Origin of the sequence: Streptomyces sp. NPDC053076, assembly GCF_044546845.1 — a bacterium.
Classification (GTDB): domain Bacteria; phylum Actinomycetota; class Actinomycetes; order Streptomycetales; family Streptomycetaceae; genus Streptomyces.
On record NZ_JBITZL010000001.1, the window covers coordinates 353,238 to 366,729 of the forward strand.

Below are 13,492 nucleotides of genomic sequence, written 5' to 3' on the forward strand. Positions count from 1 at the left end.
GTCCGTGACCACCGATGACATCAGCGGAATGGGACCGCTGGTCGCCCGGCTGTCCCGGGGCGGCCAGCGGTTGCGGCAGGCCGCCCCGGACACATCCCTGGGTGGTGGACACCGTGGTCGTGGCTCTGGTCCTCCTGATGTTCTGCCTGCCCGACCTGCTGCGCGACGGTGTGAACGACGGCGACGGCCCGCGCCGCTTCCGGCTCGCCTTCACCGAGCTGCCTCGCGCGGGAATGCTGGCACTGCAGGCAGGACTCGTACTGCCCCTGCTGTGGCGGCGGCGCAAGCCCATGGTGGCTTTCGGAGTCATCGCCGCGGTGTTCGTCCTCCAATGGTCCCTGGGCGCGGCGCTGCGCGCGGACGTCGCGCTCTTCGTCGCCCTGTACAGCCTGGCCCTGCACGGTCGGCTGCGGCAGCTGCCGTGGGCCGGTGCGGTCATGGCGGGAGCCATGCTGCTGGTCGCGGTCCGCGCATCCTCGGCCGTCTCCGTCTGGGACGCCCTGTTCTTCCTGCTGAGCACGGCGACCGCAGCGCTCGCACTCGGCCTTGTGGTGCGCATCCGCCGAGCCCAGCTGGCCGGACTGCGGGAGCGGGCGGCCCGGCTGGAGATCGAGCGCGACCAGCGCAGCAGACTCGCGGCCGCCACTGAAAGCACCCGGGTCGCCCGCGAGATGCACGACATCGTCGGCCACAACCTGTCCGTCATCATCACGCTCGCCGATGCCGGTGCCTACGCCACGGACGTCGCCCCCGAACGGGGCAAGGAGGCCCTGCAGCTCATCGGCGACACCGGCCGGCAGGCCCTCGGCGAGCTGCGGCGCGTGCTCGGCGTACTGCGCGAGGCCGGGGACGGCCCGGTCGGCGGGCCCGAGCTCAGCCCGCAGCCCGGCATCGCGGACATCGGCGCGCTGTGCGCCACGGTGCGCGCCGCCGGACTGGAGGTCGTCTACCGGACCTCCGGCGACGTCGAGGCCCTGGACGGCGGGGTACAGCTGACGGTGTACCGCATCGTCCAGGAAGCCCTCACCGACACCATGAAGCACGCCGCCGACGACGCCCGGGTGCACCTGGCGGTCGCCGTGACGGACACCCGGCTGAGCATCCGGGTCCAGGACACCGGCCCGGCCGCACAGCCGGGACCGCCGAACGAGGAAGGGCACGGCCTGGTGGGCATGCGAGAAAGAGCCGCTCTGTACGGAGGCACCGTCAGCGCGGGGCCGACGGGCGGCGGAGGATGGAGCGTCGAAGCCGTCCTCGACCTCACGCCCCGGGACGGTGACCGGTGACCACCGTCCTCATCGTGGACGACCAGCCGCTGCAACGCTACGGCTTCCACCTGCTCCTGGACTCGGTCCCCGAGGCCGACGTCGTCGGGGAGGCCGCCCACGGCGCGGAGGCCGTCCGCAGGGCCGCCGACCTGCGCCCGGACGTCGTCCTGATGGATGTCCGGATGCCCGGCATGGACGGCATCGAGGCCACCCGCCGCATCGTCGCGGCCGGCGGCCGCTCCCGCGTGCTCGTGCTCACGACGTTCGATCTCGACGAGTACGTTCACGCCGCGATCCGGGTCGGGGCCAGCGGTTTCCTCCTCAAGGACGCGCGCCCCGAGGAGCTCCTCGCGGGGATCCGCGCCGTCGCCTCCGGCGACGCCGTGATCGCCCCCGCCCTCGCTCGCCGCCTCCTGGACGAGTTCGCTCAGTACGTCCCCGCCCACCGGGGTGACGCCGCCGAGGACCCGAGGCTCGGCTCCCTCACCGACCGCGAGCGGGAGATCCTTGTCGCCGTCGGCAAGGGCTGGACCAATGGCGAGATCGCCGCCCGGTTCGTGCTCTCCGAGTCGACCGTCAAGACCCATGTCGGCCGCGTCCTGGCGAAGATCGGAGCCCGCGACCGGATCCAGGCCGTGATCTTCGCCTACGACCACGGCCTCGCCCGGCCCAACGCGGACTGAACTCGACGAGCGGCGGCCGGGAAGACCGGCGGCCTGCTCGCTGCTGCCGCGCCGCGGGGCCCGTCACAGTTCCAGGCGGTAGCCGTGCCCGCGCAGGGTGGTGATGCGGGGCAGGCTTCCGGGGTGGACCGAGGCGTCGGCGGCCTGCGCGAGGCGGCGGCGCAGGCCGGCCATGGTGACGTCGAGGGTCTTGGTGGAGCCGAACCAGTTCTCATCCCAGACCTCGGCCATCAGGGTCTCCCGGGAGACCGCCTCCCCGGCGTGCCGGGCCAGGACGGCGAGCAGGTCGAACTCCTTGGGACGCAGGTCGATGTCCGCGTCGTGCAGCGTGCAGCGGCGGGCCACGACGTCGAGGACGAGGTCGGCCAGCCGGACCGGGTACTGCGGTGGTGCGGCGACGACCCGGCGGCGCAGATGGGCGCGGAGCCGGGCGAGCAGCACGGTCAGGCTGAATGGCTTGACAAGGTAGTCGTCGGCTCCCGCATCCAGCCCGGCGATGACGTCGATGTCGTCGGTGCGGGCCGTCAGGATGACGATCAGCAGGTCCGGGTGGCGGGCGCGCACGGCGCGCGCGACGTCCAGACCGTCCATGTCGGGCAGCCCCAGGTCGAGCAGCAGCACGTCGTACGGCGTCCGCGCGGCCTCGGCCAGCGCTGCGGAGCCCGTCCGGCTCCAGGTCGGTGCGTAGCCGTTGCCGCGCAGGCCGGTCTCCAGGTGGCGGCCGATGGTGTCGTCGTCCTCGACGACGAGGACGCGGTGACGGCTCGGGTCGGCGGTCGCGTGCGTACGCATGCTGGACAGCGTAGGAGCGGGCGACGCACGCGGCCCGTCCGCTCCCGTCCGCTCACAGGTCACGCAGCTCTTCCACGGCGGGCCGGCCGGCGCTGCGGATGCCGTTCAGCGCGGCTGCCAGTACGGCGACGACGGCCGCGCCCGCGGTCAGGGCCAGGTAGCCGCCCGGCACCGACAGGCTCGCGGGCGGTGGGTCGAAGACGCCGGTCAGGACCTTCACGAGCATCTCGGACAGGGCCCAGCCGATGAGGGCGCCCCCTGCCAGGCCGCCGACGGCCAGCAGCAGGGCCTCGGTGAGGACCATGCCGCGCAGTTGGCCGCTCTTCGCGCCGAGGACGGTGGCCACGGCGAAGGTACGGCGGCGTTCGGCGAGGCCGAGGGCGAGGACGAGCCCTCCCGCCCCGGCGGCCAGCAGCACCGCGAAGGCCAGCTCGATCCGGGTGAGCCCGGCCAGGTCGACGGAGGTCAGGCTGGTGCCGACCGTGCCGCGTGTCTGCGTGAGGTCGGTGACCGTGGCGCCGGTGCCCAGCTGCCGGCGCAGATGTGCGGCGATCTGCTGCTGGTGGCTGCCGCCCGTGTCGAGCAGGAAGGCGCCGACCGCGTCGCTGCCGGTCGTCTTCGCCACATAGGCGGCGTTGGCGACGAAGAAGCTGTCCTTCGGCGCGGTCGGGAACTCCTTGACGATCCCGTCATAGTGGAAGGGCACGGTGCGCAGGGCCTTCGTACGGGCGTCCTGGATGCGGAGGTTGACGGTGTCTCCGGGGGAGAGCTGGAAGTCGTGCACGGTCTCCGCGCTGACCAGCAGGTTGTCGGGGCGCTGGGCGAGCCGGCGCATCAGTTGCGCGGCCGTGCCGCCCGAGAAGTAGGCGTCCTGGAGCGAGGTCGCCTTGGCGACGGTGGCGGGCCGGACGCCGTAGAGGTCCTGGAGGTCGGCGCCGACGTAGGCGTAGCGGTGCTGGAGAGGCTCGACGTGCCGGACACCGGAGACCTTCAGCGTGTCGGCCGCGCCCGGGCGGACCTGTGCGCCGGGCGGTTCGGTGACGGTGACGTCCGCGCCGTTGGTGAGGCGGGCGTCGACCTCGGACTGCTGACGGTAGGTGGAGTTGAAGACGGCCGTGGAGATCGCGAACGACACGGCGAGGGCGAGGAGTACCACGGAGCGGGCCAGCGGCCGCCGGCGGCGGGACAGCACGGCCGCCGTGGTTCCGGACAGGGTCGCGGTCAGCGGTCGGGCAAGGCGGGCCAGGGCTGGTCGGCCGTGGGCGAGGACCAGCAGGGTCAGCCGCCACAGCAGCAGGGCCGCGCCCAGCCACAGCAGGGCCGGGCCGAGGAACGCCCAGTAGGAGACGGAGACGCTGGGCACACCCTCCGGGGCGAGGACGAGGGCGTACTGGTTGCCGGAGGAGGCGCGGAAGACCAGCCAGGAGCCGGTCAGCAGCGCGAAGTCCAGGCCGTACCGCAGCCACCAGGGCGAACGCGACCCGCGCGGCTCCCGCCTGGTGTCGGCGACGGTCACCGTGCGCAGATCCCGCAGGGCGGGCACGAGCACGGCAGCGGCGGCCACGGCCACGCCGAGGACGAAAGCGACGGCGTACCAGAGGGCCCAGGTGCCCGCGCCCGCCCCGAAGGAGGCGGCGCCGAAGGCGAGGCGGCCGGTCAGAGCGGCGAGCCCGAGACCCGCCAGGCCGCCGACGACGCCGACCAGCGCGGCCTCCAGGCCCGCGAGCGTGGTGATCTGGCGGGGACGCAGCCCGCGCAGCCGCAGCAGGCCCTGCTCCCTGCGGCGCCGTTCGCCGCCGGCCGAGGCGACCGCCACCGTCAGGGCGGCGGCCAGGACGGCGCCGGGGACGCCGAGGAAGAGGAAGAGGATCTGGGCGTAGAGGGCGTCCTGGCGGGCGGAATCGAGGGCCGCGCCGAGGTTGTTCCCGACGAGCGCGGAACCGGCCGACTTGGCCTCCAGGTTGTGTGCGGCACCCGTCACGGAGGAGAAGGCGGCGGCCGGGTCGGCCGGCAGTCTCGCGTCGCGGGCCACGTGGATCTGAGTGGTGACGCCGGTGGCTCCCCGGGTGAGGGAGGCGAACCGGGCGGCGGGCAGGAGGACGACGTTGTCCGGGGGAGCGGTCGGCTGGGACTGCGGGGGCGCGCCGATCTTCTGGAACAGCGAGTCGGCCTGGGGCAGGTCGACCACGCCGTCCACCCGCACCTGCCGCAGTCCGGCGCCGGGCAGCCGTACGCCGATGGTGTCGCCGGGGGCGGCGTGCAAGTTGGAGGCGGTCTGCTGGGCGAGCAGGACGCCGGTGCCGGAGCCGGAGAGCGTGCGCAGTTCGTCGGGGAAGTGGCTGCGGTAGCCGGCCGGCAGGCCGAGCGCGACGCCGGGGCCGGTGGTCTGGGTGCTGCCTCCCACGGTGGCGGTGAAGCCGGTGGTGCGGGCGAAGCCGACGGGCAGCGCGGCCCGGGTGCCGCCGGCGCCCTGCACCAGCGACCGGACGGCGTTCGGGTCGGCACCCGGCTGTACCTCGACCTGCCAGTCCACGGCGACCGAGCGGACCGCCCGCCCGGTCATGGTCGCCTTGGACGCGGTGAGGAAGGAGCCGAGCGCGGCGATGAGGGCGACGGCCAGGGCGATCCCGGCGACGGCGGCCAGGAGCCGTCCGATGCGGTGGCGGGCCAGTCCGCCCGCCCAGGCGGTGATCATGACAGGCTCCCTCGTGGGTCCGGCGTTTGCGCTGCTTCGGGTGCGAGCAGCCGGCCGTCGCGCATGCCCCGCCGAACGGTGAGCCGGGCGGCGACGGCGGGGTCGTGGGTGGTGACGACGAGGGCCGCGCCCGTCCGGTCGGCCGCCGCGAGCAGGGCGTCCAGGACGCGGGCGCCGGTGGCGTGGTCGAGGCGGCCGGTGGGCTCGTCCGCGAGGATCAGCCGCGGCGCCTGCGCCAGCACGCGGGCCACAGCCACCCGCTGAGCCTGGCCGCCGGAGATCTCGTCGGGCAGCCGGTCGGCCAGCCCGGCCGCGCCGACCACACCGAGCGCCTCGGCGACCGGACGGCGGGTCTCCTGCTGCGGACGCCCCGCCAGGACGAGCGGCAGCGCGGTGTTCTCCGTGACGTCGAGGGCGGGGATGAGGCTGTCAGCCTGGAAGACCAGGCCGATGTCCCGCGGCCCGCGCACTCCGGGCCGGGTGATCGTGCCGCTGGTGGGGAGTTCGAGCCCCGCCAGCAGATGGAGCAGGGACGACTTCCCCGACCCGGACGGTCCCACGATCGCCAGCCGCTCGCCGGAGCGGACGTCCAGATCGGCGCCGTGCACCGCCACCACGGCGGTGGGGCCCCGGCCGAAGGTGAGCGCGACACCCCGGCAGGAGACGAGCAGGTCAGCGGAGGACATGGCTGCTCTCCTCGGTCTGAGCGGTTCCCTCGCGTCCCTCGTGGGCCCGCCCGTCGTCCAGCGCGATCACTCGGTCGGCGCCCCGCACCGCTTCCGCGCTGTGCGTCACGATCAGCACCGCGCAACCGTCCGCTGCCCGGTCCCGCAGCATGCGCAGCACCAACTCCTCGGTCATGCCGTCGAGTTCGCCGGTCGGCTCATCGGCCAGCAGCACGGCCGGGGAGTTGGCCAGCGCGACGGCGAGCCCGGCCCGGGCCAGCTCACCGCCGGACAGCTGCCGCGGCAGCGCGCCCGCCCGGCGCCCCAGCCCCACCTGTTCCAGCAGCGCCCCGGCCCGCACCGTGGGACGGCCGCGCACCGCGTGCTGGGCGAGTCGGATGTTGTCGCGCACGGTCAGATGCGGCAACAGGTTGCGGGACTGCAGAAGCACCCCCACATGACGCGCGCGCAGCCGGGCGCGTTCGGTCTCGGGCCGGTGGCTGATGCGCACCCCCGCCACCCGGACCTCGCCGCCCGACGGCTCGTCGAGCCCGGCCAGGCACGCCAGCAGGGTCGACTTGCCCGCCCCCGACGGGCCGACGACGGCGACCGTCTCCCCGCGCCGCACCCGCAGTGACACTCCGCGCAACGCGAGCGTCTCCTCCTCACCGGCCCGGTAGAAGCGGTAGAGCTCCCGGGCGGCCAGCACCACGTCGTCGTCCGACGGATCGGCGGGCATCGCACTCACCGCCACGCGAACGAGTCGCTGACGATCCGCCACGGATCGACGTTGTCGGCTTTGACCGGGCCGGACAGCGTCAGGTCCACCTCGTGGCCCTGCCGGTAGAAGGCGTACCGCTCGAACGCGTCCCGCACCACCTTGCCGGTGACCGGGTCCTTGGCCGAGTCGCCCTGGTAAGTGAGAAGGACGACGGGGCCCGCCTTACGGGTCACCTGCGACACCTTCGGCGATGCGAACTTCGCCACCTCCCCGCGCAGTTGAGGCACCACCGTGTTCTTGACGGAGGTGACGGTCGGGGCGGTGGAGGCGCTGGCCGTAGCGATGGTGACGCTGTTCAGCTTGTCCGTGAAGACGGTCGTACCGCTCTTGTCGGTGCGGGCCCAGCCCTCCGGTACCTTCACCGTGAACCCGGTGAAGCCGCCGGTGGGCCGGTAGGCCACGAACACCTGGTTGTCGGGGATGTCCCCGGGCGGGTTCGACTCGGTGGGGGCTGGATTCGCCCGCACCGGGGCCGTCGAAGCCGGGCCGGAATGCGCCCCGGACGACGATCCGGAGCACCCCGCGATCACCGCCGCGACCACCGTCACTGCGACGAGGCCGGCGGAGGTACGTTTGTACGACATGCCACTGCCCTCCCGAGGAACTGCCGGGTCCTGCTCTCCTGCCATGTCCCCGACGCTAGAGAGCCGTCGGTTAACGCCCCGCACGCCGACGGTTAGACGACGGCAAAAGCGCGTGGCGGACCGCTCACGGACCGGCCGGGGGCCCGCAGGATGGGGGCATGAGACAGCGCGTGGTGCGAGTCGCCCTCACCGCCGCCCTGGTCGCCGTCGTCCTCCTCGCCGTCCCGCTGGCCCTGGCGATCAGGTCGTCGCTCTACGCCGACCAGCGCGACACCCTGGAGCGGGCGGCTCTGTCGGGGGCGGTACGCGTCAGCCCGGACTACGTGACCGGCGACCCCGTGGAACTGCCCGCGCCGCCGCCTGACGGCCGTCTCGGTCTGTACGATCCCTCGCTGCGGCTGCGGGCCGGCACCGGCCCACACACCGGCGACGCGGCCGTGCGGCGGGCGCTGGCCGCGGAGGTGGTGCGCGGCCGGCTGGGCGGTGACCTGGTCGTCGCGGTGCCCGTCTCGCACGCCGAGCGGGTGATCGGCGTCGTACGGGCCTCCTCGCCCGCAGCCGCCGTACGCGACCGTGTCCTGATCGCCTGGGCGGTCCTCGCCGGGGTCTGCGCCCTCGCGCTGACCTTGGCCGTCCTCGTCGCCCGCAGGCAGGCGCGGGTGCTGGCCGCGCCGCTGGAGGACCTCTCCCGGCACTGCCGGGCCGTCACCGCCGGCGACCTGAGCGCCCGGGCCGCGCCCAGCAGCGTCGCCGAGATCGACCAGGTCGCGCGGACCCACAACGAGATGCTGCATAGCCTGACCGAACTCCTGCGTCACGAGCGCGACTTCACCGCCAACGCCTCCCACCAGCTACGCACCCCGCTCACCGGGCTGCAGCTCACCCTGGAGGCGGGGATCGCGCAGGACGACGACGCCCGGCTGCGGCCCGCCCTGGAGGAGGCCCTGGTTACCACGCGCCGCCTGCACCGCACGGTGGAGGAGGTGCTGCGCCTGTCCCGCTTCCACGGCCTGCCGCGTCGGCCCGCCCCGGACACGCCCGTGTCACAGCTGCTGCGCGAGACCGAGGAGCGCTGGCACGGACTGTTCGCCCGCGACGGCAGACGCCTGGAGGCAGCGGCCCTTGAGACGGGGGACGACGTTCGCGTCCTCGGCGCCCCCGTCACCGAGATCCTCGGCGTCCTGCTGGAGAACGCGCGCGTCCACGGGCGCGGCACCGTGCGCCTCACGGCCCGCGACCTCGGGGAAGCCGTCGCCTTCGATGTGACCGACGAGGGCGCGGTGGACGGCGAGGCGTCCCGGCTGTTCGACCGCGGCCGCACCGGCGCGGGGGAGGGCTCCGGCATCGGCCTGTCCCTCGCCCGCGATCTGGCCGTGTCTCTGGGCGGCAGACTCTCCCTGACCGGCCGCCGTCCAGCCGCCTTCACCCTGCTCATCCCCGTACGCCGCGAGGAGCCCGGATCCGAGGGCGACGGCTGAGGAAGGTTCAGGTGCCTGCTGCGGTGGGAGCCGGTCGCAGCCGGGTGACGATCCGGTTCGCGGCGGTCTTCTGCATCAGCCCGTAGGCGAGGACCGGCAGCAGCAGGTGCGGTTTGTCGGGCAGAGACGCGGTGATCAGCACCGCGCTCGCGCTGCTGTTGTTCATGCCGCAGGCGAGCGTCAGCGACGAGGCGGTAGCCGCCTCCAGCCGCAGGAGGTGGGCGGCGACCCGGCCGAGGACGAAGGAGAGCAGGCAGACCAGGGCGGCCACAGCCAGAGCAGCGGCGAACAGCAGCGGGCGTGGCCGGGTGAGGACGGATCCGAGGGCGCCGCTGGCGTTGACGTAGGTCAGGACCAGCGAACCGGCCATGGCCGACGGCGCCACCGTCGTGACCAGGCGGCCCAGCCATCGCGCGGGCAGGACGAGTGCACCCAGCAGGCCCGCCGCGCAGGGAAGGACCACGGCGGTGAGGGCGAATCCACCCTGGGCCAGCCGGCCGGTCGCGGCGAGGGCGTGCGCGTAACCGCCGCTGAGCAGCGGCGACAGCGTCGCCAGCACCACGGGGGTGGTCAGCGGGCTGAGCAGGGTGGAGGCCAGGACAAGACCCACCATCGTCGGCTGATCTCCCTCGCCCTTGTCGGTCCACACGGTCGCCCCGGCGGCGACGGGCATCGCCACGACGAGGATCATCGCGGTGAGCAGTCCGCTCCCGCCGTCGGTGTCCGGGGTGCGCCGCAGGAGGAAGGCGACGAACGGCACGACCGTCAACGGGATCGCCAGGTGCAGCACGAGGCCGGCGAGCAGGGCCTTCGGATGCCGCAGCAGGGCACCCAGCGCGCGGACGGGGACCTGGAGCCCGGCCGAGAACAGCACCAGGGACAGCAGGAGCGGTGCGGTGTGCACTGTCAGGTGCGACTGCGGCAAGGGCTGGGGGCGGCGCAGCCACAGGCCGGGGCCGGGCAGGATCAGGGCGAGGGCGTAGGACAGGACGACGGCGCGGCCGAGCCGGTGCCGCAGCCAGGACCCGGCGCTGATGTGCATGGCCCCATCGTGATCAGGCCGGACCCGGCGGGCCGGGAAAGCCGCGCGGCAGTCAGGATGCGTTCAGGTAACCGCCGGCACGGCACGGGGACGGGCGCTGCGAGGAATCTGGTCAGCTCGTGAGCATCCCGCGGCCGAGCCAGTCCTTGGTGTCGCGGACTCCGGGCAGGGCGAAGAAGTAGCCGCCGCCGGTGGGTGAGATGTAGTCGACGAGGGGTTCGTCGATCAACCGGGTCTGGGTGGCCTCGAACTGGCGCTTGACGTCCTGCTGGTAGCAGCAGAAGACCAGGCCCATGTCGAGGTTGCCGACCTCGTCGATTCCGCGGTCGTAGTTGTAGCCGCGGCGCAGGATGCGGGAGTCGTCCGTGGCGGCGGTGCGTGGGTTGGCGAGGCGGATGTGGGCGTCGAGGGGGATCGCGTTGCCGTGCGGATCCTTGGCGTAGTTGGGGACATCGCTCTCCTCGACGCCGTCGAGCGGGGCGCCGGTGTCCTTGCGGCGGCCGAACATCTTCTCCTGCTCGGTGAGGGAGACCCGGTCCCAGAACTCGACGAGCATGCGGATGATCCGTATGACCTGGTAGCTGCCGCCCCTGGCCCATGCGGGCTCGCCGGCGCCGCCCCCGACCCATATGAGGCGGTTGCTTTCCCGGGACGAGGCGACGTCGGGGTTGGCGATGCCGTCCTTGAAGCCGAGCAGGTTGCGCTGGGCGCCGCTGGGACGGGGCGTGTTCTGGAAGCCGTCGATGCGCCACTTGATCTGCATGGCCCCACGGGTGTGCCGGGCGATGTCGCGCAACGCGTGCAGGACGGTGTCCTGACGGTTGGCGCAGATCTGCAGGGACAGGTCACCGTGGCACTCGGCGGGCTTGAGGTTGTCGTTGGGGAAGGTCCGCATGGGAGTCAGGCGGCGGGGCTTGGCCGTGGCGAGACCGTAGCGGTCGTCGAAGAGGGACGCGCCGACGCCGACGGTGATGGTCAGGCCGTCGGCGGGGACGGTCGGGCCGAGGATGCCGTTGTCGGAGGGCGGGGCGCCGACGCCGAGATCGGCGGGGATGCCGCCGGAGGTCAGGAAGCGGGCCCGGCTGGTGAGCGTCTTGAACAACTCCGCCAACTCTGCGCGGTCTTCGGCGATGACGGTGAAGGAGACGAAGGTGGCAGCGGCCGGCGCCGGGGTGATGATGCCGGCCTGGTGGAGGCCGTGGAAGGGCACCTCGGCGGCGTTCTCCGTCTGCGCGGCCGCCTGTGCGGTGCCACCGCCGCTCTCGGCGAGCGCGAGCCCGCCGCCGGCCAGAACCGCGCCGGCTGCTCCGGCGCCGAGGGCCGTCTTCACGAAGGAGCGGCGGTCGGCGCCGGCCGGGCAGCCACCCTGCGGGGCGGGGGTTTCGGCGGACGGCATGGGGGCGTTCCCTTCGGTGCGTGCGGGGTCGTCGATGCAGTGGTGTGCGGTGGTCATCAGGCGGACTTCCGGATCTCCAGCAGGTCCGGGACGGGGGAGAGGTCCTCCAGCAGCTGGCCGGTGGCCCCGTTGACGCGGGCGCGGGCGGTGGCGTCGAGCTGTCCGACGGGGGTCCAGTGACTGCCGTGGTGGGCGGAGTCCAGGAGCTTCTGCAGCCGTGCGACGTCCGCGTCGACGGTCGGCAGCAGGTGCGGAGAGCGGCTGGTGAGCAGCGGCCTGAGGACGATGAGCAGCTCGCGGGTGCCGGCGAGGTTGGCGTCGGCGGTGGCGAGGTTGGTGCCGCTGCCCTCATCCGTGTCGCCGGTCAGCTCGAACTGCAGTGTGTTCTCGAGGACCTCGTGGGCGCGCAGCGGCAGGTCGGACGGGTCGAAGTCCTGGTGCGGGAAGGCTTCCCGCAGGCCGGCGGCGTCGGCGGCCAGTTGCTGGGCCGGCGCGGTGAGCGAGGTGGCGGGCTCGCCGTGCCACAGGCCGTACTCGATGCGATGAAAGCCGGTGAAATCCTTGTCGTGCACGCCGTCCGGCAGTCCGTCGGCCCTTCCGTCGATCTTCTGGTCGAAGTCCTCGAAGGTGCCGTAGGCGGCGCCGAGGGCGGCATAGGTGCGGTGCGCGGTGAGCCAGTCGGTGCGTGCCTTGCCGAGGTGGTTGTGCCTGATGTCGTCGGCCAGGGTGCGAGTCTGGGGCACGAGGGTGGCCAGGCCCTCGTCGACGTACGTCCGGTACTGCGCGAGCGGGCCGGAGAGGTCGTGTTCCGAGACCGGGACGACCGCCTTCGCGGCCCCGCCACCGGTGACGCGGACGGCCTCGGAGGTGACCGCGGTGCCGCCGCTGGGTACGCACCGCCAGGCGTATGCGCCGTCGGCGACAGTGGCGACCAGGGCGCGGGTGGTGCCGGGGGCCAGGCCCTCGATCTCGCCGTAGACAGCGTTCGTGGCCGGGTCGATGAGGTACACCTCGGAAGTCTTGTCGCCTGTGTTGTGCATCTGGAAGGTCTGCCGGCCGGGGCTGGGCGCGGTGAAACCCTCGCCGCAGTCCTTCTCCGAGACGGCGACGGTCTGGGCAGCGCCGGGCTTGGGACGGCCGAAGGCCACGGCGAGGCCCGCGAGGAGCGCGGGGACGGTGACGACGGCGACGGGAACCACCCACGCAGGGCGGCGCCGCGCGGGCGTCGGGGCGTCCGGGGCCGGTGCCGCCTTGCCGGAGGCCGGCTTCGGCGCCGTGGCGCGCAGGCCGCGCACGAACAGCGTCATGACCACGGCGAGATAGCCGGCGTAACCGAAGACCTGCAGCCAGGTCATGACCGGCGTCAGGTTGAACACGCCCTGCACCAGGGTGCTGTACCAGGAGCCGGCGTCGATACTGCCGCTCAGGTCGACGGCGTAGGCCGCCTTGCCGGGCAGCACTCCGCCCTCTTGCAGGTCGCGCAGCCCGTAACCGAGAACGCCGGCCGCGATCACGATCAGGACCGCGCCGGTGGCGGTGAAGAACTTCGTCAGGTTGATCTTCAGGACCCGCCGGTACAGGCCCCAGCACAGGGCGGCCGACAGGAGCAGCCCGATGGCGGCGCCGGTCAGAGGGCCGGAGGACTCGCCGGCTGCCTGGGCCGTGGTCCACAGGAACAGCGCGGTCTCCAGACCCTCCCGGCCCACGGCGAGGAAGGAGGTGAGGATCAGCACGCCCGAGCCCATGGCCAGGGCGCCGGTGACCTTCTCCTTTATCTCACCGGACAGGCTGCGGGCCGAGCGGCGCATCCAGAACACCATGGCGGTGACGAACGCGACCGCGATCACGCTGAGGGTGCCGCCGAAGGCTTCCTGCGCGGTCGCCGACAGGGAGGCTGCGGTGAAGGTGAGGACCGCGCCGAAACTCATGGCGAGCGTGATCGCTGCGAGTACGCCTGTCCACACCTGCGGCAGCCGGGAGCGGGCATCCGCCCGCACAAGGGTCGCGACGAGGATGGAGACGACGAGTCCCGCTTCGAGCCCCTCCCGCAGCCCGATCAGGAAACTCGGAAACGCGTCATCCCACATGCGACCCTCCCCGGGCGGCCT

10 protein-coding genes and 1 pseudogene are annotated in these 13,492 nt (G+C 73.3%); 3 read left to right on the forward strand and 8 right to left on the reverse strand.

From position 1 onward, the window contains the following. The first annotated feature begins 28 nt into the window (after nucleotides 1–28). Together ACIGYR_RS01495 and ACIGYR_RS01500 are read left to right on the forward strand one after the other, a co-directional pair. Nucleotides 29–1,286 (forward strand): annotated as a pseudogene (locus tag ACIGYR_RS01495) (sensor histidine kinase). Then, nucleotides 1,283–1,951, forward strand: a complete 669-nt coding sequence (locus ACIGYR_RS01500) for a response regulator (RefSeq protein WP_399604572.1) — start codon at nucleotides 1,283–1,285, stop codon at nucleotides 1,949–1,951. The pseudogene ACIGYR_RS01495 and the gene ACIGYR_RS01500 overlap by 4 nt, the downstream one beginning before the upstream one ends. Nucleotides 1,952–2,014: 63 nt before the next feature. Here the strand turns inward: ACIGYR_RS01500 and ACIGYR_RS01505 are convergent, their stop codons facing one another. Genes ACIGYR_RS01505 through ACIGYR_RS01525 form a run of 5 tightly spaced genes read right to left on the reverse strand, consistent with a single transcriptional unit; the run spans nucleotide 2,015 to nucleotide 7,468 of the window. Further along, complete coding sequence (locus tag ACIGYR_RS01505; protein WP_399604570.1) at nucleotides 2,015–2,743, reverse strand: response regulator transcription factor; 729 nt, start codon at nucleotides 2,741–2,743, stop codon at nucleotides 2,015–2,017. Between the two features lie 52 nt (nucleotides 2,744–2,795). Beyond that, the gene (locus ACIGYR_RS01510; RefSeq protein ID WP_399604568.1) at nucleotides 2,796–5,438 is read right to left on the reverse strand and encodes an FtsX-like permease family protein; all 2,643 of its coding nucleotides are present in this window, start codon (nucleotides 5,436–5,438) and stop codon (nucleotides 2,796–2,798) included. After that, nucleotides 5,435–6,124: an ABC transporter ATP-binding protein gene (locus ACIGYR_RS01515; RefSeq protein ID WP_399604566.1), complete on the reverse strand. Its 690-nt coding sequence runs from the start codon at nucleotides 6,122–6,124 to the stop codon at nucleotides 5,435–5,437. Before ACIGYR_RS01515 ends, ACIGYR_RS01510 begins: the two co-directional genes overlap by 4 nt. Beyond that, complete coding sequence (locus tag ACIGYR_RS01520) at nucleotides 6,111–6,842, reverse strand: ABC transporter ATP-binding protein (protein WP_399604564.1); 732 nt, start codon at nucleotides 6,840–6,842, stop codon at nucleotides 6,111–6,113. The genes ACIGYR_RS01515 and ACIGYR_RS01520 overlap by 14 nt, the downstream gene beginning before the upstream one ends. A 5-nt stretch (nucleotides 6,843–6,847) precedes the next feature. Next, nucleotides 6,848–7,468 carry a hypothetical protein gene (locus ACIGYR_RS01525; RefSeq protein ID WP_399604563.1) on the reverse strand — a complete coding sequence of 207 codons (621 nt, stop codon included), beginning with the start codon at nucleotides 7,466–7,468 and terminating at the stop codon, nucleotides 6,848–6,850. Nucleotides 7,469–7,626: 158 nt separating this feature from the next. Between ACIGYR_RS01525 and ACIGYR_RS01530 the strand changes: the two genes are divergently transcribed. Continuing rightward, nucleotides 7,627–8,946, forward strand: coding sequence for a histidine kinase dimerization/phospho-acceptor domain-containing protein (locus ACIGYR_RS01530; protein ID WP_399604561.1), 1,320 nt, complete (start codon nucleotides 7,627–7,629; stop codon nucleotides 8,944–8,946). 7 nt (nucleotides 8,947–8,953) lie between these two features. Here the strand turns inward: ACIGYR_RS01530 and ACIGYR_RS01535 are convergent, their stop codons facing one another. The 3 genes from ACIGYR_RS01535 to efeU form a co-directional block, all read right to left on the reverse strand. Beyond that, on the reverse strand, nucleotides 8,954–9,988 hold the full coding sequence (locus tag ACIGYR_RS01535; RefSeq protein WP_399604559.1) for a sodium-dependent transporter: 1,035 nt from the start codon (nucleotides 9,986–9,988) through the stop codon (nucleotides 8,954–8,956). Between the two features lie 112 nt (nucleotides 9,989–10,100). Further along, on the reverse strand, nucleotides 10,101–11,384 hold the full coding sequence (gene efeB, locus ACIGYR_RS01540; protein WP_399604781.1) for an iron uptake transporter deferrochelatase/peroxidase subunit: 1,284 nt from the start codon (nucleotides 11,382–11,384) through the stop codon (nucleotides 10,101–10,103). 56 nt (nucleotides 11,385–11,440) lie between these two features. Then, nucleotides 11,441–13,471, reverse strand: a complete 2,031-nt coding sequence (efeU, locus tag ACIGYR_RS01545; protein ID WP_399604557.1) for an iron uptake transporter permease EfeU — start codon at nucleotides 13,469–13,471, stop codon at nucleotides 11,441–11,443. Nucleotides 13,472–13,492 lie beyond the last annotated feature (21 nt).

Excerpts from the sequence above, each read along its gene's own strand:
- ACIGYR_RS01505 (WP_399604570.1), bottom strand. The coding sequence starts at position 2,743 with ATGCGTACGCACGCGACCGCCGACCCGAGCCGTCACCGCGTCCTCGTC.
- ACIGYR_RS01525 (WP_399604563.1), bottom strand. The coding sequence starts at position 7,468 with ATGTCGTACAAACGTACCTCCGCCGGCCTCGTCGCAGTGACGGTGGTC.
- ACIGYR_RS01535 (WP_399604559.1), bottom strand. The coding sequence starts at position 9,988 with ATGCACATCAGCGCCGGGTCCTGGCTGCGGCACCGGCTCGGCCGCGCC.
- efeB (WP_399604781.1), bottom strand. The coding sequence starts at position 11,384 with ATGCCGTCCGCCGAAACCCCCGCCCCGCAGGGTGGCTGCCCGGCCGGC.
- ACIGYR_RS01510 (WP_399604568.1), bottom strand. The coding sequence starts at position 5,438 with ATGATCACCGCCTGGGCGGGCGGACTGGCCCGCCACCGCATCGGACGG.
- efeU (WP_399604557.1), bottom strand. The coding sequence starts at position 13,471 with ATGTGGGATGACGCGTTTCCGAGTTTCCTGATCGGGCTGCGGGAGGGG.
- ACIGYR_RS01530 (WP_399604561.1), top strand. The coding sequence starts at position 7,627 with ATGAGACAGCGCGTGGTGCGAGTCGCCCTCACCGCCGCCCTGGTCGCC.
- ACIGYR_RS01515 (WP_399604566.1), bottom strand. The coding sequence starts at position 6,124 with ATGTCCTCCGCTGACCTGCTCGTCTCCTGCCGGGGTGTCGCGCTCACC.
- ACIGYR_RS01520 (WP_399604564.1), bottom strand. The coding sequence starts at position 6,842 with ATGCCCGCCGATCCGTCGGACGACGACGTGGTGCTGGCCGCCCGGGAG.